Below are 24,581 nucleotides of genomic sequence, written 5' to 3'. Positions count from 1 at the left end.
GCAAGCGCATCTCGCTCGATACATTGTGGAGACCCTTTTCTCGCTTGGCGATTACAGACCATTACACGCCGTCACAGGTACTGACCCACCGCTCTGCACACCAGTCTGCAGCCGGCCTGGGAGCAGATTCTTTGCACCGTCGTGCCGTTGCAGTCAAACCCAAAACTGCCCGGCCCTGCAAACAGCGGGGTCAAAAGTCAGTTGAATGGCTGGGCTGCGCGATGCCTTGCAACGGGGCGTCACACCGTTGAGATCCCGCGCAATTGCAAACAGAAAGTTAACTACCAGATTTGGTAGTTGCGTGGGGAGGACAGCGCCAACACACTCATTGGGCTGCATCGGGATTTCTTGGCGAACGCCCGGACAGGAAACCGGCGTCCGCTGCACAGCGGCATGCCACGGGCTGCGAGGCATCACATTCAGCCATGCGCGGGGCCAAAGGAAACCGCGCCGCAAGGTGTGACGAAGAAAAAATGAGGGACTGACTGATGGCAATCCTAAAAAACCGCGCAACACAGCGCAAGATCCATTTGCGAACACTTCACGTGTTTGGGCGAGGCCGTTCCTCGGACACCTTGCTGGAAAACCCGGATGCCTCGCAACTGCATGCATCGATCCGCTGGACGGGCAGCACCTGGGAACTGCACGACCACAGCCGCAACGGAACCCTGCTCGATGGCGAGCTGCTGTCCCACAGCGGAGCCTTTGCACTCCGCGTGGGAAGCACCATCGGCTTCGGGCGTGACGATGGCTCTGGCTGGGTTGTGGAAGACCTTGCAGCCCCCGCCAATCTGCTCTGGCCGCTGGGGCACGACAGCGCTCCCGTGCCACTGGAGCGGTCCAACCTGCTGCCCCAGGGCCAGCATGCCGAAGTGTCCATCCACTGCGCCGAGCAAGGCCGGTGGATATGCACCACGCCCCAGGGCAGCTGGGTGCTGGAGGACGGCGACGAGGTCCGATTTTCCAACCAGGCCTGGTGCTTCCTTGCGGCGCAGGAGGTCACATCGACCATGGAGGCCATGGTTGGCGCAGCGCCGTGTATTCGTCCACGCACGAGCCTGCATTTCAACGTCAGCCTGGATGAGGAACATGTGCGCCTGCAGGTGCAGGAGGGAGACCGGCAGTTCGACCTGGGCGAGCGCACCCACCACTACGCACTGCTGACGCTGGCACGTTTGCGATGGGCCGATGCGCAGCGCCACCGGGACAGCCAGGCCCATGGCTGGGTCGAGCTGGAGCGCCTGGCGAAGATGCTGGGTGTGGAGCCCGGGCACCTCAACATCCAGATCTTCCGCATGCGCAAGCAACTTGCACTGGCCATGCCCGGCGACTCCCATGTCCCCGAGCTGATCGAAAGGCGCCGTGGCTCCTTGCGCTTTGGTTGCCTGCGTTTCAGCATCACACGGGGTACACAGCGGGAAGCCGATTTCGACCCCTTGGCCCTGATCAGCCCCATCCACGCTGAAGAGTCGCTTGCGGCCTGAGCCTGCCCCCCATCGCAATGACACGAGTGCCCACGCACGGTTTTCCCGTGGGTGTGCCGGGCTATCAATCGTTGGGTTTGCTGGGCCAGGGCGCATCGGGCCAGGTTTTCAAGGCCCGGCAGCGCAGCACCGGCCAGTTCGTGGCCATCAAGATTCCGAGCACCCCAGCCGCGCGCGATCCCGCCAACCGGCGGCGTGTGCAGCAGCGGCTGCACCAGGAAACCCGGGTGCTGTCTTTGTTGCACCACATCCATGTGGTCCGGCTCATCGATAAAGGCCTGGCCCAGGAGGGCGTGCCGTTTGCCGTGCTGGAGTACGTGACTGGCGAAACGCTGCGCGAATTCCTGCAGCGCCAGGGCCGGCTCTCATTGCCGGACACGGTGGGGCTGATGGCGCAGCTGCTCGATGCCCTGGCTTTCCTGCATGCCCACCATATCGTGCACCGCGACCTGAAGCCAGAGAACGTGATGGTGATCTCCAGCGGCACCACCTTGCACGCCAAGGTGCTGGACTTTGGGCTTGCCAGCCACCACGGCGAGCCTCAGTTCACCGCGGGAGCCGAGGGCACCCCCGCCTACTGCGCACCCGAACAGCTGCGCGGCGAGGTGTGCGGGCCCGCCACCGACATCTATGCCTGGGCCTTGATGTTCGTGGAGTGCCTGAGCGCACGACCAAGCATCCAGGGCTCCAGCCTGACCGAGGTGCTGCAGCGCCAGCTGAGCACAGATATCGTCGCCTTGCCAGAGGAACTAGAGGGCAGTCCGCTGGCCGCGCTGCTCCAGCGGGCCTTGCAAAAAGACGTGCGCCGGCGTACCGCCGATGCCGCGCAACTGTACGGTGACCTTGCCCAGTGTGCGGCGCAGGTGCGCCAGCTTCGCCCACCCAGCCATGCGGCAGGGCCAAGCCCTGCAGATCCGTCCACATCCGGCCAGGCGCAGCAGGCCACCATGGATTCGCTGGAACGTCCCAGGTCGCAGAACCTCGATGCTCCTTCGCGCGCCATCCTGTGCCTGACCCTGCGCCTGTACCCCGCCCGCGATGCGTCACTTGCCCTGTCCGACCTGCAGGAGATTCGCGAACAGCAGTTGCGCTGGTGCGCCAACGCCGTGCAGTCGGGCCAGGGCCATGGCGCGGGGACGCTGGGAGACTGCATGCTGTTCCACTTCGAGCAGGGCCCCAGCAGCGCGCAGAACCTGCAGCAGGCCGCAGCCCTGGCACAGGACCTGTGCATCCGGGTGCAACGAAGAAGCCGCATGCTGGAGGTACAGCATGGAGTGCGCCTGGAAATATCGGGAAGCATGCACACGGCCACCCTGGAAGCCCACGGTGAGCCGTTGGACAGCCACCACGCGGCCAACGTGACGCTGCACCTGAACAGCCTGGCAGGCCCCGGAACCGTTCTGCTGAGCCACCTCGCGCACCATGAGCTGGCTGGCAGCGTGAAAATGGAGGCCTACGCCAGCACCAGCAAGGCCCACCCGCCGGAACCCGAGCCGGTGTACCGGCTGGCACCCGTCACCCTCCAGTAGGCCTGAACAGAGTCAGCGAATGAGCCTCTCGACATGCTCCACCGGGTAACTGTGCCAGCGCCGGTTCCAGGTGTCTTTGGGGCTGGTGTTGCGGTCGTGGACGCGGGCCACATACAGGTGCTGGTCCGGGTTGGTGGCAATGCGCTTGTCCCGCACCGACCAGACAAAAGCGTTGTCCTCCCCCACATCGATATCGGCGAACGGCGCACTGCGCCAGAACTCGCGCAGGTAACACAGCGTGCCCCCACACACCCAGGGTGTGCGCCCGTCATACACATACTGCCAGGCCCGGCGCGCGTCTGGCGCATAGAAGAACACCTTGTCCAGGCCGCAGATGTCGGCCCCCTGGCCGCGCAAGGCCTTGACCTGCGAACTGAGCCAGGTGGGCGCCATCCAGTCGTCGTCGTCCCAGTGTGCAATCACCTCGCCGCGCGCCAACTCGCAGGCCATGTTGCGCTTGGCACCAAGGGTGGATTTGCGGTCCAGGCGCAGGTATCGGATGCTGCCGTGCGATGGGATCAGATCGGCGACACTGTCGCGCCCGTCGTCCAGCACGATCAGTTCGCGGGGCTCATAGTCCTGCGCCAGAAAGTTCCGAATGGCCTGGGGCACAAACTCACGCCGGTCTGCGGTGGGCATGATGCACGACACCAGCGGCATCGCGGGCGTCGGCGAGCCCTCTGTGCCAACAGCGCCAACGGTGCCGCCTGTGCCATCAGGGGCTGCAGGAAAGTAGAAATCACGATCATCGTGCGACAGGTATTCCGGTGCAGACACCAGGGTCCAGGCAGCCTGCTGCAAGTATTGGCCTTCCTTGAACTTCCAGGTGTTGCCATCGTGGCGCACATAAATGCACAGCGAACGCCCCGAAATGCGGCACAGCCGCGCACCGCCTCGCAAGATCTTCAGCAGGAAATCCGCATCCTCTCGCAGCGATGTATCGGGGTACCGCCCCTGGCGCTCCCACAGGCTGCGCCTGAAGACCAGGGTGCCACCGCTCACGTTTTCTACAAACAACCGGCGAAACAGTGCTCGGCTGCTCGCCCAGAATTCGGCCAGCGGCCGGGCCATGAACAGCATGTCATTGAGCCCGGTGACATCCGCCAGGTTGTGCAAAATGGGCGCGGCCTGGCGGCTCAGGCGCTGCGCGCCATACCAGTCGTCATCGTCCCAATGCGCGATCAGTTCGCCCCGCGCCACGCGGACCGCTTCATTGCGCTTGGCGCCGATGCTGGTGCGGCCTGGCATTCGGATGCAGCGGATGCGCGGGTCATCAATGCCAGCAGGGAGGTCGGACTCATCCTCGTAGACGATGATGAGTTCCAGCGCGGGATAGTCTTGCCGCTGAAAGTAGCGGATCGACTGCGCAACAAAGGCGGCACGCCCCCGCGTGGGCATGACGCAGCTCAGCAAAGGTGATGCAGTGGCCGCAGGCGCCAGTGGTGCGGGTTCCACTTTGCCAGGCAGTGGCACGAAGATGCGCATCAGCTCGGGCACCGCAAAGTAGCGGCAATCCTCTCCCACGCAGTGGCCGTGGTAGGGCGGTGCCTGCGGGTGGCTCTCGCGGCGCCAGGCACAGAACCGGTCCTGGTACAGCCGTTTGTTCGCCTCCAGCAGTCCATCGTGGACAGGTGACAACACCGCGCAGCGGGGCGCACGGTGTACAAAGGCGCCCGGCACCCAGACGCCTAGGAAGCCGGCACGGGCGGCGCGCACGTTGTAGTCCATCTCCCAGCAAGGGCCTTGCGTGTACGCCGTGTCCGCCGCGCCGATAGCAGCCACCACCTCGTTCTTCACCACGTAGCAGAAGTCCGCCAGGCTGTGCAGGGGCGCCAGAGGTACGCAGGCATTGCCATAGCGAGCCAGCAAGGTGTCCGCCTGGTCCCACAGCGCTTCCTGGGTGCCGCCACAGTCTGGCGCCACGGCCTGTTCGTTCCATCCCCGGTTGGTGGACGGGCCCGCCAAGCCATGGCTGGCGTCGCTGTCCAGCGCGGCCAAGAGCAGCTCCAGCCAGCCGGGGCAGACCCGCACGCCGTTTTCCAGAAACACATAGATGTCGGCAGGCTCGCTCACCAGTTGGTTGAAACAGGCAGCAGCCCCCGGCGGCGCCGGGCTGGGCCGCTGCACCATAGACGCAGGGGCAAGCCGCAACTGCAGCAAATCCGGGTCCTGGGCTACGGCGGCACTGTCCGGCAATATCCGCAGCCCAAAGGGCAGCGGCGTGTTCTCGAAAACACTGGACAGCGTGGCGGCCAGGCCTTCGCCCCCCCCTGTCACATGCACTCCAATCAGGATCTGTCGATCTGGTGCAGCAGTCATTCACCACTCCTCACTGGTCGCCACCAGGCCCGCTCCCAGCAGCGCTTCCAGCTTGCGCCAGGGGCTGCCAGGGGCTTCGTCGGCCCAGTCATGCACCGCGTCCGCCAGTTCTTCGAGCGCAACGGCCTTGGTGTCGGCAGCCGCATAAAAGCGCGGGTAACACAGCAGCAGCTCTTCGATGCAGGGCCGCACCAAGGACTCGCGCCGGGCGATTTCCGGAGCATGGAAGGACACGCACAGGGTAGGAGGCCCCCACCGCCACAAGCGGCGCCAGAGGCCGGGAATCACAGCGTATTCACCCCCTTCGATGTCCATCTTGATGAAGTTACAGTCGTTTCCAGCGTACATGTCCAGAAAACGTTCCATGTCCACACCCCGCGCCTCGTGGCAGGGCTGGCCAGGCACATCCGGCGCGGCCAACATGCCCGACATGCTGTCCCCGAACTCGCTGTGCCCTGCGTAGTAAAGGCCACCGGCATAGAGTTGCAGCGGGCCAGACTCGGCGCCAATGCCGAAGGGGTGCAGATGGATTTTTTCGCACAGTCCAGGGTTGGCTTGCACGTTGCGGCCCAGTTCTGCAAAGGCGACCGGGTCGGGCTCCAGGGCATGCACGCTGCGCGACAGCGTCGCGCCATAGAGCACCGTAGGGCCGATCCAGGCACCCAGGTCAATGTAGGAGCGGTCTGGTTGCAGAAAACGCCGGAAGACCTCGAAGGTTTGCGGCTCCCATGCGCCGGCCTGCACCCGGTGCCAGAACGCGCACCGGGCCGCATTGGCACGCACCAGGAAGGCCTGCGGGCCCACCGACACGTTCAGTGCTTGCAGTGCGCTCTCGGCGCCAGGGTCACAGGTTGTCATTGGCCAGGCCATCCGTGTCCGTGGACTGCCAGATGGCGAACGGCGCGGGGCCGTCATACGTGGCACTGAACTCAAAGGCATTGCCTTCAAAGATGAATCCGGGCACGTTGATCTTGCACCACACGGCACCAGCATAGGGGCTGCTGCCCGCCGCCAAGGTCATCTGGATGCGCACATCCTGTTTCCAGGAGTCCTGCGTCTGCAGCGAAAGCGGCAGGAAATAGTTGTTCCCGTAGAAGTTGGCCTTCTTGCTGCGTATCTCGCACACCAGCGTCACGAAGCTGCCACTGCTGTTGTAGACCAGCTGGAAGATGAAACGGTAGTCGGGGCTGGCGGGCCAGTCGAGGCACACGATGTTGCCGACCACCACCTGCTGTGCAGGCAAGGCCAGTGCCGGATAGATATTGACCACGCCCGGTCCCCTGGCGTACAGGGCACTGAGAGCAACATCCTCCACCGGCGAGGTGCTTTGCAGCGCGACATCGGCATCGCTGACCGGCGCACTGCTCAGCATGGGCACATTGGCCAACGGTGGCACCTGCTGCACCAAGGTGGAGTGGCTTGCCGCGCCCGAGCCATCGCAATTGAAGATATAGCCGCCCGCCTGCGTGATCACGCTCGGCGCCTGTATGCCCATGCCACACGATGGCACCACCTGCAGCTGAATCAGCTTCTGGCCCGGCAATTGCGGTGACCTCTGCAGCCGGCGCACCGTGCCGCTACGGTCCAGGCAGACCTCCAGCCCCCAGGTGATGCCTGCCAACTCGAACACGCCGGCACCGTCATAGTTGACCTCTTGCTGCTCACGCCCCAGTCCACCACCGGTCGATGCAGGCCAGTATTCCACGTCGCCCAGCAACAGGCCGCCCGGATTCACGGCAGTGGCGATGAAATCAACCCCCGACATCAACTCCTTCATCACCATCCGCGCCCCCGCATCGCCCTGTGCCGCCACGCCACCTTGCTGCACCAGCGCAAAGTTGTAGATCTCGGTGCTCGCGAGTGGGTCGATGTCGTAGGGAGGCGTCTGCTGGGTGGCCGACGACGCGCCCAAAATGGTGCCGAACACAAACACCCAGTCCACCCACTGGTCATCGGCCGCCATGCGCTGCAGCGCGGTGATGGCGAGCTGGACATCATCCATCTGGTAAGCCCCAGAGGCACCTCGAAAAAAGAACTCGGGGGCCATGAAGACCTTCAGGGTTTCCCCCTCGGGTGTCGGTGGAGACGCCTGCGGCAGCGCATCCCGGGCCGTTTGCATGGCGCGCAACATCACATCGCAGCGCGCTTCAATGTCGAGCTTTGGATCGTTCAACCCCAGATAGGTCTTGGATCCATCGGGGTTCACCTGGGGCGCCGTGTCGAGCACGTAGCCGATGAATTGGACGTTGGTGTATGCCATGCAATTTTCTCCTTGGAAAGGGTTCTGGGGACACGTGCGCGGTCATCTCAAAAGCGGGAGCAGTCCGTAGGTGAACTTGATGAGGTAGTTGACGTACACATTGAGGGGGCGCGTCTCGTTCGGGCTCACCTGCACCGCCTGCGCCTGGCCCGCGCCCGCAACCGGACCACCCGTGGTCAGCGTGCTGGCGACGCTGGGCGCGCCTGCTGCTGTTCCACTGGGGGAGGTGGCCGAAGGGGCTGGTGCGCTGCTGTAGGTGTGCTCATGCGTCTGTACGGCAAACGGCTGGATGGAACCCACACCATCGCTCGCACCCTGGCCGCCAGGCGGCTGGCTGCGTTGGTCGATGTCCGGATCGTTGCGGGTGCCCGTGCCAATACCGCGAAGAAAGTAACCACGGTAGTCGGGGATGTTGAAGTTGTCGTCAGCACCGCCATACACGTAGCCCAGCACGGCAAACAGTTCGGGGTAGTCCACACAGGGCAACGATCGGCCATCGCAAACCATCCATCCCCACGCCTCCAGGGGGTTGGTGGTGTATGCGGCTGGGCTCACCGCAGCAGCAGGGCTCGCGCTGTCGGGCGGCCCCAACGTGCCAGCAAACGCCGTCACCGAACCCACGGGGAGGTCGCCAAGAGCTGGCCGACGGAAGAAGGGGCTGGCTGCCCCCGGTACCACGATCATGGTGCAGCCCCCCCAAGGGCGGGCAGGTCCGCCCCCCCCTCGTCGCCCGGCGCATCCAGCACCTGCATGGAGGTAGGCACCACCACCTGCCAGCGCGGCCCCAGGCGGTGCGCAGGACTCTGTTGCCGGGGCCCTGCATGCTTGAGGTCGTTGACCAGTGCGATGTCGTCCGGATTCACGGGGGCAAGCCGATCCGGGGCGCTCCAGAGCATGCCCGCCGAATAAAAATACAGAAAGGCCAGGACATGCGCTGGCTGCACGGGCAGCAGCACGCGCGCCTGACCAGCCTGCAAGAAACTGGCGAACAAGGCATCGTCGTCGGCCGCAAGGCTCCCCAGCTCCGGCACCCCGCCCGCAGCGCCCAGGCCAGGGCTGGCATAGAAGCTGTAGGCCATTTCATTCCACTCCAGCACTTCGTCGAAGAACTGCAGATAGCGGGGCTCATTGACCATGAATTGCGATGGCGGAGACCCCCACGCGGCATCTGCGGACATGCCAGTCAGGGTCAGCAGGCGTTCCAGCAACAGGCGCAGACAGGCATTCTTCAACTCACGCTGCTCGATCTGCCGACGGGCCAGCGGCGAACAGGCCGGTGCGGGAGACGATGGCGCGCCGCCTTGGGCGCGGCCATGGTATGCCGCCATCCGCTCCTGATAGCCACGCACGATGCTGGCGTAGGTACGGATGCGCCACTGGTCCATGCATCGACTGGAAGGTGCGCAGCCGATCTCCACGTTGACCTGCAACGGTTGGTCGCCGGGTGGCGAGAAGCCGGGTGGATAGTCCATCACGGACACCGGTACGGTTTCGTCCTCTCCGTGAAGCGCCACGGGACTGGCCGCAGCGCCAGGGGTCACGGTTTGCCGCCCCACCAGCACGACAGGCGCCTGTTGGCCAGGGGACGCTCCTACCCAGCTGACAAAGGCCTGGGTAGCGCCGTACCCTGCGGGAACGGCAATCTGCTTTTCTTCACCGTTGCGCAAGGTGGCCGAGGCGCAGCGCTCTGCCAGCGGGGGCGGATCCAGATCCAGCACACCGTAGTAGGCCCCGAGCCGTGCGTAGTTGCGCGGGCCGTCCACCTTGACGTCCTCGAAGGTGGCCACTCCCATTTGCAGCGGAGACAGCGGCTTGGCGAAGTCCTGCCCCGCCAGCGCCTGCTCATGCGCAATGAAGCCCGCTGCGGGCTGGCGCACCATGAACTCCATCATCAACCGCTGGCCGTAGTTCACAACGCACGCCTCGTACACCTTGTTCACCCAGCGGAACACGGCGCGCATGTTCTGGGTGCCCGAGGTGTTGTCGATCAGGCTGACCACCGCGTCTTCGGTCTGGCTCATCGTGCTGCTGGAGCGCGTGTGGCTGACACTGCGGCTGATGCGGTTGACCGTCTTGTTCAGAATGTCGCGTGCAAAGCGGGTGGTGTCGTCCAGCCCCGGGTTGGCGCCTTGCTGCACGGCCTTGGTCCAGGAACCATCCAGGGTGGCCTGCGTGGGAGGGCCGTAGCTGCTGGTGAACTTGTTGTACTGGTGGGTCTCGGTCGCCTCGGCCACGGTCTTGCGCGACTCTTCCTGCAGATTGCTGCGTTCGTCCGCCGCATCGTTCTGCAGGACCTGCATCTCGGCCAGCGTCTGCTTTTGCTCATCCTTTTGCCGGTGGGTGCGTTTGTGCGTGACCTCCCGGCGCTCACCACGCATCACGTTTTCTATGCGCGCGATCTCTCCGCTTTGGTAGCGCAGAAGGCGCTGGCGCACCATCTGCAAGTCGCCAATGGCATAGGGCTCGATCCAACCGTCGGGGGCCACGGGCGGAGATCTTTCTGCAGTGCGGGCCGGGGGCAAAGGAAAAACCTGGGCCGGCAGCACCACGGTGGCCTCGCGCAGCAATGCAATCTGGGCGGCACTGATGGGGGCCGGCTGCAAGGGCGCTGGCGTCTCTGATGCGGCGCCGACTGCCGCCATGCCCTGAGATTGGGGCTGCAATGCCACCGCGATCAGATGGGCCATCTGCAAGGTGCGGGTCAACCCATCCAGCAAGGCAGCGTCATACCCCAGGGTGATGACCAGGGCGAAGTAACTCTGCCAGACCCTGTCCAAGGTCTGCAGGTAGTTTCCAGACTCCAAACAGCTCCAGGTCAGGGCGTACCGCTGCAGCAACTGCGTGACTTCCGCACGGGCGGTCGCCAGCCACTCAAGCGGCTTGTCATGAGGCGCGGGCAGTTGCTCCAGCAAGGACGCAAACTGGCCCATGGGCCCGGGAAGGCGGTCCAGGTCTCCGATGAAGAGCCCCTGGTAAGGGGCATCTCCGTCAATGAACCGCAGCGCCAGTGACTGCACGGCTTCACGGCCTTGGGCGCGTGCCGCTACCAGGTCCTCAAAGAAACTGCAGCAAGGAGGGCTGGCACTGGCGTACTGGACAAAGCCATGCAAAAGATCCGAGGCCGAGATCTTGGGCCAGCGGCGCACGTACACGTAAGGAAACAGCTCCTCCGGATGGCTATTGATGACAGGCAGAGGCTCGACGGGATCGACCGGCGGGGCTGGCGGCACCGGCGTGGGAACAGGCGGCAATGGACTGGGAGGCTGAGGGGGCGGAAGGGGCCCACGCATGGGGCACGCTGCCATGAGGCCTTCAAAGTGGCGGTCATCCGCCTGCCCCCGCATTCCATAGTGGATGTCGGCAAAGATGGCCGTATTGGGGACGCCGTCGATATGCACCGGCGTCTTTTGCTGCAGGTAGCCCGACACATAGCAGCCCGAGGAAAACCTGAACTCAAATGGCTGTGCGGGCCAGTGTCTGGTGACGGTGACCCGCTGGCGCTCCGACTCCCCCGAACTGCAGGACACGCTGACACAGGAAGGGACATCGTCGTGGGGTGCACGGTTGATGGTGATGTCGAAGATCAGGCAGCCATCCATGGCGCTCCATCTTCTTTGGACCATTTCGTTCACAGCATGCTTCCTGGGTGGACGGCGAGGGCTGCGGAGCATCGGCGCGGGGGCGCTGAACAGCCCCCCCCCGCACCGACGCACCGCTTCAGCACATCACAATGTTTTCGAGGTTGAACGCGAACGGCGTCGAGTTGGCGCCAGGGCCGCCACCCGTCATCACAATGTCCGCGCTGGCAATGCCCAGGAGGGACAGCTCGGTGTTGATGTTGGAGATGATGGCCGAGTTCATGACCTGGCCCTGCACGATCTGGGAGGCCACGCCAATCCAGATGGTGGGCTTGAACTCGAACACTGCCTTTTGCTGGGGCGCGATCGAGGTCTTGATGGCCAGGAGCTTCCCATCCTTGTAGCAGCTGGCGTTGATGGCGCCTTTGGGCAGCGCATTGAGCACCTGCACTTCCCTGGAGCTGCTGCCATTGCCTGCGCGCACGAGCCGGTCGCCAGAGGTGGTCAGGGACATCTGGAACAGCTCGCCGTTCTGGGCATCCAGCTGCGGCGTGTAATTGCCGTAGCTGTCGCTGGCCCCCACCTGCATGCCCATGGGGAAGGTGAACGGATGGTTGTCGCCCTGGCCACAGTACTTGATGACCTGCCAGGCCACCGCCAGTTCGTCAAAATTGGTGGCGACATTCTTCTGGAATATCACGACCTCCGAGTTGTTCGTGTCGTTGGAGTTGTTGATGAAATTGAGTTGAACGCCCATGAGTTTCTCCTGTTGGTGAAAGTGGTGGCAACACGCCATGCGTTGCCCGTTTGCCCCTCGGCCTTGAAGCCCGAAAAGCGAACTCTGTGGATGCAGACCTGCCCGGATGGTCAGATCTGCACGATGTTTTCGAGATTGAATTCGTAGGGTGTGGAGCCCTCGCCAGGCCCTCCGCCCGACATCACGATGTCTGCGCTGGCGATGCCCAATAACGACAGCTCGGTATTGGCATTGCTCATGACAGCAGAGCTGATGGCCGAGCCCTGCGCAACCTGGGACGCCACGCCAATCCACAGCACCGGCTGGTATTGAAAAACTGCCTTTTGGCCCGGTGTGACGGCAGTTTTCATGCCCACCATCCGACCATCTCTGAAGACGCAGATATTGACCGCGCCCTGGCCCAGGTCGTTGAGCACATCGATTTCAGAGGATGCGCTGGCCTGCCCTGCACGCCGCAGGCGCCGTCCCCCCGATGCGGTGGACTCCAGCCGGAGCATCTGGCCGTTTTCTGCGGCCATGCGGGGTGAAAAATTGCCGTACTCATCGGCAACAGCCACCTCGAAACCTGCCGGAAAAGCAAAGGGGTGATAGCAGTCACGCCCGCAGAACCGGATCACCTTCCAGGCCATTGCCAGCGAGGCCATGCCGGTGAGCTGGTTCTTCTGATACATCACCACCTCCGACTTATTGCCGTCGCGGGACTGGTTCACAAATCGCAGCTTGATATCCATGGGGACTCCTACCTGATGTCCTGTCGCTGGGTTGCTTGGCACTGCGTTTTTGAAGCAGTGATGCGACTGTAGGCAGGCCCGCAAAGCAAAGCGATTACAGGCAATTACAGGCAGGAGCTCCACCAGACGGCGCGCGCTGGCCCCACGGCAGGCGACCGCATTTGGCGTGAAAGATAGGGAGAGGCGCTGGTGTCCCTGAAAAACTTGCTATACTCGCAGGCTTCGACACACAGGAGAGGTGGCAGAGTGGTCGAATGTACCTGACTCGAAATCAGGCGTAGTGGCAACACTACCGTGGGTTCGAATCCCACCCTCTCCGCCACTGACAAAGCCCTGATGCTATTTAATCGATAGCGCAGGGCTTTTTCTTTGGCGCATCGTGAACGGACAAGGGCGACACCACCGCCGTCCCTTGTAATCCATCCCTCAGCTTCTCTGGCGCGCGATGTGCTGGGGTCCCAGTTCGCTGCAACCCGTGGCGCCGAGCATGGCGAGGTTGCGATCGACCTCATCGCGCAGCAGGGTGATTGCGTGGAGCACCCCCGCTTCACCGGCAACGGCTGCTGCATAGTTGAACGGTCGGCCCACCAGAACCAGGCGCGCACCCAGCGCGATGGCCTTGAGCACGTCGGAGCCGCGCCGAAAGCCCCCATCCACCAGCACCGGGTAACTCGGGCCCACGGCCTCGACCACGTCTTCCAGCACGCGCATGGGCGATACGGCCCCGTCGAGCTGGCGGCCTCCGTGGTTGGACAACACCACGCCATCGGCCCCGGCACGCTGCGCCTGCAACGCGTCCTCCACGCTGAGCAGACCCTTCACGACCAAGGGCCCCTTCCAGCGGCGGCGAATGGCCTCAATGTGGCGCCAGCTCAAATGGTCGCGCGCCGAGAAGTCGCGCAGGACCGTGGAAGAAACAATGGGCGCACCGCGCGTGGCGAACGAATTTTCAAAGTGCGGCATGCCATGGCGCAGCAGCGTGCGCAAAAAGGTTCCCGCCACCCAGCGCGGCCGAACGAGGCCATCCCATGCCAGACGCAGGTTGGGGCGCAAGGGTGTGGAGAAACCCGTGCGGATGTTGTTCTCACGGTTGGCGGAGATAGGGATGTCCACTGTGACGACGAGGGTGCGAAAACCCGCACGCTCCACGCGGTCGATGAGCGCATCAATGCGTGCCTGATCGCCAGGTAGGTAGGCCTGGAACCAGGTGCCCGGGCTGTCGCGGGCCACGTCTTCCATCGGAATCAGCGACGTACCGCTCATCACAGACGCAATGCCCATGCGCCGTGCAGCACGCGCCAGCACAAGATCGCCCCGGTAGGTGGACAGCGCATTGATGCCCATGGGCGCTATCCCGAAAGGGCTGCTGTAGCGTTCGCCAAAGAGTTCGACGGATTGCGACCGTTGCGATACATCTCGCAGGACCCGCGTCACGAAGGCAAAGTCTCCAAACGCCGCGCGGTTGTCGCGCAGCGAGGCGTTGTCCTCCGCCGCACCGGCGATGTACCCGAAGATGGGCCGGGGCAGACGCCTGCGCGCGGCGTCCTCAAAGTCGTGCAGCGACAGCATGCGGCGCAATACAGCAGGCGAGCGCGGCGCGGTGGTAAACGGCGTAGCAGTGGAGACGGGCATGGCAGATGGTCATTGCGTTGAGGGATCAGCGCCACTGTAGATTTCCGTATCAGTGAATAAAAGCGGAATATTTAGAATGACTTTGTTCGCTTTTTGCCAATATCTCTGCACATGCCCCATCCCTCGGTCAAACAACTTGAAGCCTTCTGGTGGGCGGCCACCTGCGCCAATTTCGCCACGGCAGCGGAGCGGGTGCACCTGTCGGTCTCGTCGCTGTCCAAACGCATCAGCGAACTGGAGTCCACGCTGGGCCAGTCGCTGTTCGACCGCAGCGGGCACCGTGCCGTGCTCACCGAGGCGGGGGAGCGTCTGCTGCCGGCCGCACTGGAAGTACTCAACGCCATGGCGGCGCTGGGCCATACGCTGGGCTCCCGCGAGGAGCTTGCGGGCCGCTGCCGTTTTGGCGTGGGCGACCTCTCTGCGCTCACGTGGCTGCCCACCTTGGTGGCGGCAGTGCGGCGAACGCACCCACGCCTGGCTCTGGAACCTTGCGTGGATGTGGGCGGGGCGCTGGAGCGCCGCCTGGACGACGGCGAACTGGACTTCGCCGTGATCGCAGGACGCTCGTCGCGCAGCACACTGCTATCTCAGCCCGTGGGCGCCGCGCGCTTCGCCTGGGCCCTGTCACCCAGGCTGGCGGGCGCCAGCCGCCTGGGCATCAAAGCGTTGCTGCAGCAGTATCCCCTCGTCACGCTGCCGCCAGGCGCTGGCACCACGCGGCTGCTGGACGACTGGTTGCTGGCGCAAGGTGTCACCGTCCGCGAGCACATCCTGTGCAACAGCCTGGGGGCCGTGGCGGGCATGCTGCGCGCAGGAGTGGGTGTGGGGTTTCTGCCCTCGGGGTGGGTGGGCCCGCTGGGTTTACGCGCCCCGGGCGCACGCACGCCACTAGCGCCGCTGCAATACAGCTTCCAGTGGCGCCGAGGTGATGCGCGGGCACTGATCCCCGCCATGCAACGCCTGGCGCAGGCAGAGGTGGACTTTTCGGTGTCGCCTGCGCTAGGGATGTCCTGCATAACCCTCGCGAGTCGGTGGTAGTGCGGATCGGGTGGGGCCGCAAGGCGTCTTTTGGCAGCCAATAGCCGGGCTATTGGCAAGAAAAGCAACGCAGCGGACTGCCCGAGACCGCGCTATCACAGACCGCAGGGAGTTATGCAGGACATCCCTAGGGATCCTCTGCACGAATTGAACGGCAAGTGGGCGCTGCGGAGCGGGATGGGCTGCAAGGCGCAAAAACGCAGCAATAGCCGTAGCTAGCGCGAGTATTTGCAACGCCACAGACCGCCCGAGGCCGCAGATGCACACGGCGCGGTGATTCGTGCAGAGGGTCCCTACGACTGGCAGCTTGAGAGCCCGGCACGTTCCCGCAAATACGCCAGGACTTCACCGTATGCCCCTTGAAACTCAATGCGGTCAGCCCGGCTCTCGCGCTGGTAGGCGTACATGGGGTCGTAGTAACACCGCAGCAGCGCCGTGATCCAGTCGCGGTGCTGCGCAGCATCGCCCAGCGCCTTCTGCTGGGCCAGGGCGCGGAGCATCGTCGCCCGCAGCAGCTGGTGACGATCTCCCCCGAGGCGCTTGTGCAGTTTGTCCAGGCTTTCCAGCAGGCGGGCAGAGAAGGCGTCAAACCCCTGCACCTCGCCCTGCGCAGCACAAAACTCGGCGCACTGCGCGACCACGTAGTCCCGCAGGATGCGCTCAACCCTGGCTTCAAAGGGCTCCTCGACATAAACCATCGGGGCCTGCTCCAGGCACAGCCTCAGCTCCAGCGGCACAGCGCAGCACCCCACATGCCGGCCCTCGTCCTCGACGACGAACAGCCGCTGCCCTGCCGCGCGCTTCTTGAGGATGTCGATGGCCAGCTGGTTCTCGAAATCAATCTGCGCGGGCTGGCCGCTCACACGCTGGCCAAAGCTGGAGCCCCGGTGGTTCGCGTGCCGCTCCAGGTCAAGTCCGCTGGCCAGCTGTTCAATCAACTCGGTCTTGCCGGTGCCCGTGAGCCCGCCAAGCACTACAAACCGGCATTCCTGCGCGGCAGCCTGCGTGGTCTGCAGCAGGAAGGTGCGCATGGCCTTGTAGCCACCGATCACACGGGGGTAGTCGATGCCCGCTTCGGTCTGCAGCCACTGCTGGACGATCTGGGAGCGCAAGCCGCCGCGAAAACAATAGAGCACGCCCTGCGGATGGGCCCGTGCAAACTCGGCCCAGGCCTGGATGCGCGCCCGCTTGATGTCGCCGGACACCAGCGTGTGCCCCAGCGCAATGGCCGCCTGCTGGCCCCGCTGCTTGTAGCAGGTGCCCACCTGCTGTCGCTCGGCATCGTCCATCAAGGGTAGGTTGACCACTGCAGGGAAAGCCCCCTGGGCAAACTCCACGGGTGCACGCACATCCATCATGGGCACATCGTTCAGAAAGATGTGCCGGTAGTCGGCCAGGTTCTCCATGGTCAGCCCAAAACGACAGTGAAGGCCTGTCGCGCGGTCAAGTGGCCGATGGGCGCCAGCTGCAAGCCGCACCCAGCCGCCATCCGCAGAAAATCGCTCTCGCCTTCGGGTGCCACGGCAACCAACAAGCCGCCGCTGGTCTGTGGGTCGCACAACAGTTGCTTCTGCGTGTCGTCCAGCGGCGCAATCCTGGCGCCATAGCTGTCGAAGTTGCGCTGGGTGCCGCCGGGCACGCAGCCTTCGGCCAGGTAGTACTCCACGCCGCTCAGGCGCGGTACGGCGGCGTAGTCAAGGACCGCCGTCAGACCACTGCCCTCGGCCATCTCGACCAGGTGGCCCAGCAAGCCAAAGCCCGTGACGTCGGTCATGGCCATGACGCCCGGCAACTTGCCAAAACGGCTGCCGGGCTGGTTGAGGGTGCACATCAGGTCGCGCGCGCGGCCTACGTCCTCGGGCCGCAGCTTGGCCTTTTTTTCTGCGGTGGTGAGGATGCCGATCCCCAGCGGCTTGGTCAGGTACAGGCGGCAGCCCGCCGTGGCGGTGTCGTTGCGCTTGAGGTGGCGTTTTTCCACCACGCCCGTCACGGCCAGCCCGAAGATGGGCTCCGGCGCATCTATCGAATGCCCGCCGGCCAGCGGAATGCCTGCAGCGTCGCACACCGCGCGTCCGCCACGTACCACCTCGCGTGCCACCTCGGGCGGCAGCACATTCACCGGCCAACCCAGGATGGCAATGGCCATCAGGGGGTCTGCACCCATGGCATAGATGTCACTGATGGCGTTGGTGGCTGCAATACGCCCGAAGTCGAACGGGTCGTCCACGATGGGCATGAAAAAGTCGGTGGTGGACACCACACCGCGTTCGTCGTCCAGTGCGTACACGGCAGCATCGTCCCGTGACGCATTGCCCACCCAAAGGCGGGGGTCCAGGTTCTGGGCGCCGCTGCCCGCCAGGATCACGTCAAGCACCTTGGGGCTGATCTTGCAGCCACAGCCTGCACCGTGGCTGTATTGGGTGAGACGGATGGGGATGCTGGGGGAGGCGATGCCAGGAGGGGTGTCGGGAGAAGTCATGGCCGCATTGTCCCGAATCGGCGCCCACAACCATTGCGGGGCCGCAAAAACAACAGGGCCTGCCCGCGCATTTGATTTGCGTGGGCAGGCCCTGCGGGGTGCGCCCGGCCAAAGCCGATCCGGGGCGCAACACGTAGGCCGGTCAGGCCGCGGGTGTCAGCTCCGACACTCCGCCCATGTAGGGACGGAGAACGGCCGGAACCTCGACGGTTCCGTCCGCACGCTGATAGTTTTCCAGCACCGCCACCAGCGTGCGGCCCACGGCCAGACCAGAGCCGTTCAGGGTGTGCAGCAGTTCGTTTTTGCCTTGTGCGTTCTTGAAACGGGCCTGCAGGCGGCGTGCCTGGAAAGCTTCGCAGTTGCTCACCGAGCTGATCTCGCGGTAAGTGTTCTGTGCGGGCAGCCACACTTCCAGGTCGTAGGTCTTGGCGGCGCCAAAGCCCATGTCGCCGGTGCACAAGCTCATCACGCGGTAGGGCAGGCCCAGCTTCTGCAGGACGGTCTCTGCGTGGCGGGTCATTTCTTCCAGCGCTTCGTAGCTCTTGTCGGGATGCACGATCTGCACCATCTCGACCTTGTCGAACTGGTGCTGGCGGATCATGCCGCGCGTGTCGCGGCCGTAGCTGCCAGCCTCAGAACGGAAGCACGGCGTGTGGGCCGTGAGCTTGATGGGCAGGTCGGATTCGGCCACTACCACGTCGCGCACAAAGTTGGTCAGCGGTACTTCGCTGGTGGGGATCAGGTACAGCGCAGCGTTGTCCGGCACAGGCTCGCCGTCCTGGCCGCCCTTCTTGGCGGCAAACAGATCGCCTTCAAACTTGGGCAGCTGGCCGGTACCCTTGAGGGAATCGGCATTCACAGCGTAGGGCACATAGCACTCGGTGTAGCCGTGCTCTTGCGTCTGCACGTCCAGCATGAACTGGCTGAGGGCACGGTGCAGGCGGGCAATGGGCCCCTTCATCACGGTGAAGCGCGAGCCCGAGAGCTTGACGCCCATGTCGAAATCGAGCCCCAGCGGGGTACCTACGTCAACATGGTCTTTCACCTCGAAATCAAAGGTGCGCGGGCCTTTTTCGTCAGGACTCCAGCGACGCACTTCCACGTTGCCCGCTTCATCGCTGCCCACGGGCACGGATTCGTGTGGCAGGTTGGGCACAGCCACCAGCATGGCCAGCAGCTCGGCCTGGATCTGTTCCAGGCGGGCAGCGGATTGCTCCAGTTCCACCTTGCCTGCGGCCACCTGGGCCTTGATGGCTTCGGCACCATCCTTGTCGCCCCGGCTCATCAGCATGCCGACCTGCTTGGACAGCTGGTTGCGCTGAGCCTGCAGCTCTTCGGTGCGGGTCTGCAGCGTCTTGCGTTCGGACTCCAGGGCCTGGAATGCGGAGACGTCCAGGAAGGCCTGGGGCTTTTTGCGGGTTTCCAGCCGCGCGATGGCGGTGTCGAGGTCTTTGCGGAGGAGAAGAATGTCAAGCATGGCTGGATTTTAAAGGGGTGGTCGGACTGGGCTCAGGCAAGGATTGCCGGGTCGAAGTTGGCGCCGCAGAGAATGAGGGCCACCGTTTCCTGCGGCTGGGGCTTGTAGGCACCGATCTGCAACGCCGCCAAACCCAGCGCGGCAGCGGGCTCCACGGCCAGTTTCAGCTCTTTCCACAGCCACAGCTGGGCGGCGCGGATGGCGTCGTCGCGCAGCAGCAGGGCATCGTGCACATGGCGCTGGCTGACCTCCCAGCCAATGGCGCCGATGCGGCGCGCGCCGAGGGAATCAGCGGCCACGCCACCCACGTCCACATCCACCGGCTGGCCTGCGGCGCGCGCCGCGTGCAGGGTGGGCGCAAGTTCTGGCTCCAACGCAACAACATGGGCGCGGCTCTCCACCCACGCGGCCACACCGCCGATGAGGCCACCGCCGCCCACACTGACCAGCACCGTGTCGGGCAGACGGCCACCCTGCTCTTCCATCTCCAGTGCCAAGGTGCCTGCACCGGCCACCACCTCGGGCTGGTCGTAGGCGTGGGCCTGCAGCGCGCCGGTGGCCTTCTGGCGGGCCACGCAGGCCTCGAAGGCTTGTGAATAGGCAGCGCCGGTGACGACCACCTCGGCGCCCAGCGCGCGCAGCCGGGCGCGCTTGGCCTCGGGCGACACCTCGGGCACAAACACCTCGCAGCGCACACCCAGCGCCTTGGCGGCAGCAGCGACGGCAATTCCGGCGTTGCCGCCTGAGGCAATGATCACACCACTCTCGGGCACCGGGTTGGCCAGCAGGCGGTACAACATGCCGCGCGCCTTGAAGCTGCCGCCCACCTGCAGGTGCTCCAGCTTGAGCCAGACCTCGGCGCAATCCACGCCCAGGGATTTGCCAGAAACGCGCATCAGCGGCGTGGTGCGCAAAAAATCAGGCTGGGTGGCCAGTTGGTGGCGGGCGGCGGCGATGGCGGCGCGGTCGATCATGCAGGGGCTCCGGTGAAGCTGGTGGGGTCAAAAGAAGGGGCAGTGTAGGGGTTGCCCGCAACATGCAGACACAACGCTGACTGCACGCGCGCCGCACAACTGCCGATAACATGGGCAGAGCAGCCCCCACCCCAACGCGGTGGTCGGCTTGCGCGCAGGAGAAAAAGCATGTTCTTTGTGTTCGGCCCGTCGGGCCAGATGTACCGGGGTGGACCCGAAAACCTGGCGCGTATTTCTGCGGTGCGCAGCGTGCAGCGCCCGCAGGCCCTGCGCACGCGGGCCATGGACGCGCAAGATGGTCAGCCGGGGCCCATCTTCACGGCCTCGCCCCGTCCCACTGCGGCCCATGCCAGCGCTGCCGCACCTGCCGCCATCGTCAACCTGCGCATGCACGACGCCGTGAGCGCCTATGCGCAAACCGAACAAGGCCCCCAGGCCACCGCCCGCCAGCCGCTGACCAAGGTGAGCGACGTGATGACCACCGGTGGCGTGAGTGTGGCGCCCGGTGTGCGCGTGAACGATGCCTGGCAGACCCTGGCCGAGCATAAGGTGGCGCAGGCGCCGGTCGTGGATGCGCTGGGCCGCGTGATTGGCCTGCTGCTGCGGGCCGACATGGCGCCGCTGGACCTGCTGCCCGAGCCCGGTGCCGTCAAGCAGGCCATCGACCTGGCGCGCCGCCCGGTATCCGAAGTGATGGTGAGCCCCGTGCCCACCGTGTCGCCCGACACCGAGCTGCGCCGCGTGGCCGCCGTGCTGCTGGACACGGGCCTGCCCGGCCTGCCGGTGACGGACGAGGTGGGCGTGCTGTCGGGTTTTATCTCCCGCACCGACATCCTGCGCGCGGTGGCGGCGGACCCACCGCTGGATTTGTGGAGCGGGCCCGCGATGGCGCTGTAGCGCAACCCATCCTGCACGGCGACAAAACAGGATTCAAATCAGGCCCCAGCGCTTATCCATCAAGCGCTAACAGCTATCAATTAAGAAGCAAAAACAAACGAACACCTTCCCATGAGGCGCCCGCTGCCCCAGATCAATGCCCCGCAGGCCCGGTCTCTGGCGTGCGCTCGGTGATGCTCAAGCCGGTGGTCGCGTCGATCTTGAGCCCCTTGGGCAGCGGGAACTTGATGGTTTCCTCGATGCCCGCCATGGTGCGTACCGACACAGCGCCCAGCGCCTTGATGCGGTCGATGACCTGCTGCACCAGAATTTCCGGCGCCGAGGCTCCGGCGGTCAGCCCCACGCGGGCGAGGCCGTCAAACCATTCGCCCTTCAGCTCGTCGGCGCTGTCCACCATGTAGGCGGTGGTGCCCAGCTTGGCGGCCAGCTCGCGCAGGCGGTTGCTGTTGGAGCTGGTGGGGCTCCCCACCACGATCACCACATCCACCTGCGGACTCAGCACCTTGACGGCATCCTGGCGGTTCTGGGTGGCGTAGCAGATGTCCTGCTGCTTGGGCTCGCGCACGCTGGGAAAGCGCGCCCGCACGGCGGCCGAGATTTCAGCAGCGTCGTCCACACTCAGCGTGGTCTGCGTGACCACGGCCAGCTTCTCGGTCTGCGCGGGCTGCACACGGGCCACATCTTCCACGTCTTCCACCAGGTGGATGCCATGGTCGAGCTGGCCCATGGTGCCCTCGACCTCGGGGTGGCCCTTGTGGCCGATCATGATGAACTCGTAGCCCTCTTTGGCGAGCTTGGCCACTTCGACGTGCACCTTGGTCACCAGCGGGCAGGTGGCGTCAAAAATGCTGAAGCCACGCGCCACGGCCTCTTGCTGCACGGCCTTGCTCACGCCGTGGGCGCTGAAGACCAGCGTGGCGCCGGGCGGCACGTCCGACAGCTCTTCGATGAAGATCGCGCCCTTGGCCTTGAGGTCGTTCACCACGTAGGTGTTGTGCACGATCTCGTGGCGCACGTAGATGGGGGCGCCAAACTTCTGGATGGCGCGCTCCACGATCTCGATGGCGCGGTCCACCCCTGCGCAAAACCCGCGCGGCTCGGCAAGCAGGATCTCTTGCGGCGCCTGCATCACAGGATCCCGATCAGCTGCACTTCAAAGGTCACCGGCTGGCCCGCCAGAGGGTGATTGAAGTCGAACAGCACGGCGCCGTCGTCACGCACCTGCATCACGGCCCCCGCGTAGCTGCCCTGGCCGTCGGGCGTGGGGAACTGCACCACGTCGCCCACGTTGTACTTTTCGTCGGGGTCGCCCAGCTCGTTCATCAGCTTGCGCGCCACCCACTGCTGCATGTCGGGGTTGCGCTCGCCAAAGGCCTCGCCCGCAGGCAGCTCGAACGTGGTGCGCGTGCCCTCCGCCAGGCCCAGCAGGCGCTGCTCCATGGCGGGCGACAACTCGCCCGTGCCCAGCGACAGGGTGGCGGGTTTGTCGGCAAAGGTGTTGATCACATCGCCTGCAGGGCCCGCCAGACGGTAATGCAAGGTGAGGAAAGAGCCCGGCTGGACGGTGGGAACGGAGGCATCGATAGAGGTCATGAAAGTCCCGATAAACTGGCCTGCATTGTAGAAAACCGGGCAAAGCCCTACGCCCGTCACTCCCTGACAGGCGTCAAAGACCCTCGCGCCATGCCCCTCAAAGACCTGCCCGCCGACGCCCAGCCCCGCGAAAAACTGCTGGCGCGAGGCCCCGCCGCCCTGGCCGATGCCGAGCTGCTGGCCATCCTGCTGCGCACGGGGATCGTGGGCAAGGGCGTGCTGCAGATGGCGCAGGAGCTGCTGGACCCGCCCGGCATCGACCCGGACACGGGCGCCATCACCGGCGGCTTTGGCGGCATTGCCGGCCTGCTGCACACCAGCGCGTCCGACCTGGTGCGCATCAAGGGCCTGGGCCCCGCCAAGCGCGCCGAGCTGGTGGCGGTGCTGGAGCTGGCCCGCCGCGCACTGGCCCAGCAGCTGCGCGAACGCGAGGTGTTCGACTCGCCCGATACCGTCAAGCACTACCTGCAACTGCACCTGGCGGCCAAGGGGCACGAGGTGTTTGCGGTGCTGTTCCTCGATGCACAAAACCGCCTGCTGGCGCTGGAGGAGCTGTTTCGTGGCACCCTCACGCAGACCAGCGTGTACCCGCGCGAGGTGGTGCTGCGCGCCCTGCACCACCAGGCGGCCGCCGTGGTGCTGGCCCACAACCACCCCAGTGGCAGCGTGGAGCCCAGCCGCGCCGACGAGGCGCTGACCCAGACCCTGAAGACCACGCTGGCACTGGTGGACGTGCGCGTGCTGGACCATGTGATCGTGGCGCCCGGCCAGGCGCTGTCGATGGCCGAAAAGGGCCTGGTGTGACTGCGCCTGCGCCCGCACCGGCCCACCCGACGACGGCATTGCACGCCGCACTGGCACGCGCTACGCGCGGCCCCGAAGGCCCTATGGGCGCCGCCCAGCCTGCCCCTGCCCCCACCACCACCGCCGTGCCCCGGTCCGCCCGGCGCGCAGGTTTGGCCGACAAGAAGGCTGCGGCCAAGGCGGCGATGCGGCCTGTCCGTCATGCCCCCGCGCCGCCCGCCATCGGTGACAACCCGGCACCGCCCCGACGCCGCGCACCACCTGCCCCTCGCCGGGCAGGCGAACGCATCACCCAGCTGCAGGACCTGGCCACCGTGGCCCGCCGCCTGCGCGAGGATCAGGAACGCCGCGAGGCCGAGGAGAAAGCCCAGCGCGAAGCCGCCGCCCGGGCCGAGGCCGAGCGCCACCTCTTCAGCCGCAGCGTGGGCCCCGTCACGCCACTGCGCAACCCCAACGTGGCGCGGTTGCGCAAGCACCAGCCCCCGCCGCTGCCCGTGCAGCACTGGTTGGATGAAGAGCGCGTGCTGCGCGAATCCATCAGCGACGACTTTGACGTGACCACGCTGCTGGACACGGACGACCAGTTGAGCTTCCGCCGCCCCGGCATCGGCGTGGAAGTGACGAGCCGCCTGCGCGCGGGCCATTGGAGCATCCAGCGCCAGCTGGACCTGCACGGCCTGCGCGTGGACGAGGCGCGCGAGGCGCTGGGCGACTTCATCCGCCACGCCCACAAGACCGGCCTGCGCTGCGTGCGCGTGGTGCACGGCAAGGGCCTGGGCTCACCGGGAAAGAGCCCGGTCCTCAAAGGCCGGGTGCACAGCTGGCTGGTTCAGAAGAACGAAGTCCTGGCCTTTGTGCAAGCCCGGGGGGATGAAGGTGGAGCAGGTGCCTTGGTGGTGCTGCTCCGTTCCGCGCGAAAAATGTTGCAAAAATAGCGTCTAGCGCTTTAGGGGCAAGCGCTAGACGCTATTCATTTAATAGCAAATATCCCACATCATCCCAACGCTACGCGTCGGGAATTGGGCCGCG

General features: G+C 65.1%; 20 protein-coding genes and 1 tRNA gene. 7 read left to right on the top strand and 14 right to left on the bottom strand.

The annotated features are described in order from the left end of the window. The first annotated feature begins 488 nt into the window (after positions 1-488). Together EXV95_RS23180 and EXV95_RS23175 are read left to right on the top strand one after the other, a co-directional pair. Positions 489-1,484 carry an FHA domain-containing protein gene (locus EXV95_RS23180; protein WP_176888670.1) on the top strand — a complete coding sequence of 332 codons (996 nt, stop codon included), beginning with the start codon at positions 489-491 and terminating at the stop codon, positions 1,482-1,484. Positions 1,485-1,501: 17 nt separating this feature from the next. Next, positions 1,502-3,013 carry a protein kinase gene (locus tag EXV95_RS23175; RefSeq protein ID WP_255484848.1) on the top strand — a complete coding sequence of 504 codons (1,512 nt, stop codon included), beginning with the start codon at positions 1,502-1,504 and terminating at the stop codon, positions 3,011-3,013. Between the two features lie 12 nt (positions 3,014-3,025). On the opposite strand, the gene EXV95_RS23170 is transcribed toward EXV95_RS23175, so the two are convergent. From EXV95_RS23170 to EXV95_RS23140, 7 genes are all read right to left on the bottom strand, one after another. Next, positions 3,026-5,332 (bottom strand): glycosyltransferase family A protein, encoded by a 2,307-nt coding sequence (locus EXV95_RS23170; RefSeq protein WP_176888669.1) that lies wholly within the window; start codon positions 5,330-5,332, stop codon positions 3,026-3,028. After that, positions 5,333-6,190, bottom strand: a complete 858-nt coding sequence (locus tag EXV95_RS23165; protein ID WP_255484847.1) for an FkbM family methyltransferase — start codon at positions 6,188-6,190, stop codon at positions 5,333-5,335. It lies immediately after the preceding gene. After that, positions 6,177-7,592, bottom strand: a complete 1,416-nt coding sequence (locus EXV95_RS23160) for a hypothetical protein (protein WP_176888667.1) — start codon at positions 7,590-7,592, stop codon at positions 6,177-6,179. Before EXV95_RS23160 ends, EXV95_RS23165 begins: the two co-directional genes overlap by 14 nt. Before the next feature lie 42 nt (positions 7,593-7,634). Beyond that, positions 7,635-8,276, bottom strand: coding sequence for a tail fiber protein (locus EXV95_RS23155; RefSeq protein WP_176888666.1), 642 nt, complete (start codon positions 8,274-8,276; stop codon positions 7,635-7,637). Then, positions 8,273-11,191 carry a hypothetical protein gene (locus EXV95_RS23150; RefSeq protein ID WP_176888665.1) on the bottom strand — a complete coding sequence of 973 codons (2,919 nt, stop codon included), beginning with the start codon at positions 11,189-11,191 and terminating at the stop codon, positions 8,273-8,275. Before EXV95_RS23150 ends, EXV95_RS23155 begins: the two co-directional genes overlap by 4 nt. Before the next feature lie 118 nt (positions 11,192-11,309). After that, entirely contained in the window at positions 11,310-11,927 is a 618-nt protein-coding gene (locus EXV95_RS23145) for a hypothetical protein (protein WP_176888664.1), read from the bottom strand. 110 nt (positions 11,928-12,037) lie between these two features. After that, positions 12,038-12,658, bottom strand: coding sequence for a hypothetical protein (locus tag EXV95_RS23140; RefSeq protein ID WP_176888663.1), 621 nt, complete (start codon positions 12,656-12,658; stop codon positions 12,038-12,040). 232 nt (positions 12,659-12,890) lie between these two features. Between EXV95_RS23140 and EXV95_RS23135 the strand changes: the two genes are divergently transcribed. Next, a tRNA-Ser gene (locus EXV95_RS23135) sits at positions 12,891-12,980 on the top strand. 104 nt (positions 12,981-13,084) lie between these two features. Here the strand turns inward: EXV95_RS23135 and EXV95_RS23130 are convergent. Then, the gene (locus EXV95_RS23130; RefSeq protein WP_176888662.1) at positions 13,085-14,290 is read right to left on the bottom strand and encodes an alpha-hydroxy acid oxidase; all 1,206 of its coding nucleotides are present in this window, start codon (positions 14,288-14,290) and stop codon (positions 13,085-13,087) included. A gap of 111 nt (positions 14,291-14,401) precedes the next feature. Between EXV95_RS23130 and EXV95_RS23125 the strand changes: the two genes are divergently transcribed. Beyond that, positions 14,402-15,328: a LysR family transcriptional regulator gene (locus EXV95_RS23125; protein ID WP_176888661.1), complete on the top strand. Its 927-nt coding sequence runs from the start codon at positions 14,402-14,404 to the stop codon at positions 15,326-15,328. Between the two features lie 293 nt (positions 15,329-15,621). On the opposite strand, the gene mnmH is transcribed toward EXV95_RS23125, so the two are convergent. The 4 genes from mnmH to EXV95_RS23105 form a co-directional block, all read right to left on the bottom strand. Continuing rightward, positions 15,622-16,734: a tRNA 2-selenouridine(34) synthase MnmH gene (gene mnmH, locus EXV95_RS23120; RefSeq protein WP_176888660.1), complete on the bottom strand. Its 1,113-nt coding sequence runs from the start codon at positions 16,732-16,734 to the stop codon at positions 15,622-15,624. Positions 16,735-16,736: 2 nt separating this feature from the next. Next, entirely contained in the window at positions 16,737-17,807 is a 1,071-nt protein-coding gene (selD, locus tag EXV95_RS23115; RefSeq protein WP_176888659.1) for a selenide, water dikinase SelD, read from the bottom strand. Positions 17,808-17,949: 142 nt separating this feature from the next. Next, complete coding sequence (gene serS / locus EXV95_RS23110; protein ID WP_176888658.1) at positions 17,950-19,284, bottom strand: serine--tRNA ligase; 1,335 nt, start codon at positions 19,282-19,284, stop codon at positions 17,950-17,952. A gap of 32 nt (positions 19,285-19,316) precedes the next feature. Then, positions 19,317-20,258, bottom strand: coding sequence for a threonine/serine dehydratase (locus EXV95_RS23105; protein WP_176888657.1), 942 nt, complete (start codon positions 20,256-20,258; stop codon positions 19,317-19,319). A gap of 168 nt (positions 20,259-20,426) precedes the next feature. Between EXV95_RS23105 and EXV95_RS23100 the strand changes: the two genes are divergently transcribed. Then, positions 20,427-21,155, top strand: coding sequence for an HPP family protein (locus EXV95_RS23100; RefSeq protein ID WP_176888656.1), 729 nt, complete (start codon positions 20,427-20,429; stop codon positions 21,153-21,155). Between the two features lie 133 nt (positions 21,156-21,288). On the opposite strand, the gene ispH is transcribed toward EXV95_RS23100, so the two are convergent. Together ispH and EXV95_RS23090 are read right to left on the bottom strand one after the other, a co-directional pair. Beyond that, positions 21,289-22,284, bottom strand: coding sequence for a 4-hydroxy-3-methylbut-2-enyl diphosphate reductase (gene ispH, locus EXV95_RS23095; RefSeq protein WP_121421015.1), 996 nt, complete (start codon positions 22,282-22,284; stop codon positions 21,289-21,291). Next, positions 22,284-22,748 carry a peptidylprolyl isomerase gene (locus EXV95_RS23090; protein WP_121507311.1) on the bottom strand — a complete coding sequence of 155 codons (465 nt, stop codon included), beginning with the start codon at positions 22,746-22,748 and terminating at the stop codon, positions 22,284-22,286. The genes ispH and EXV95_RS23090 overlap by 1 nt, the downstream gene beginning before the upstream one ends. Before the next feature lie 90 nt (positions 22,749-22,838). Between EXV95_RS23090 and radC the strand changes: the two genes are divergently transcribed. Continuing rightward, complete coding sequence (gene radC, locus EXV95_RS23085; protein WP_176888655.1) at positions 22,839-23,552, top strand: DNA repair protein RadC; 714 nt, start codon at positions 22,839-22,841, stop codon at positions 23,550-23,552. Between the two features lie 152 nt (positions 23,553-23,704). Continuing rightward, positions 23,705-24,487 (top strand): Smr/MutS family protein, encoded by a 783-nt coding sequence (locus tag EXV95_RS23080; protein ID WP_255485035.1) that lies wholly within the window; start codon positions 23,705-23,707, stop codon positions 24,485-24,487. The last annotated feature ends 94 nt before the right edge of the window (positions 24,488-24,581 follow it).

Source organism: Acidovorax sp. JMULE5 (assembly GCF_013376875.1).
GTDB lineage: Bacteria > Pseudomonadota > Gammaproteobacteria > Burkholderiales > Burkholderiaceae_C > Acidovorax > Acidovorax facilis.
Note: the sequence above shows the minus strand (reverse complement) of the source record. Positions and strands in the feature narration are given on the sequence as shown.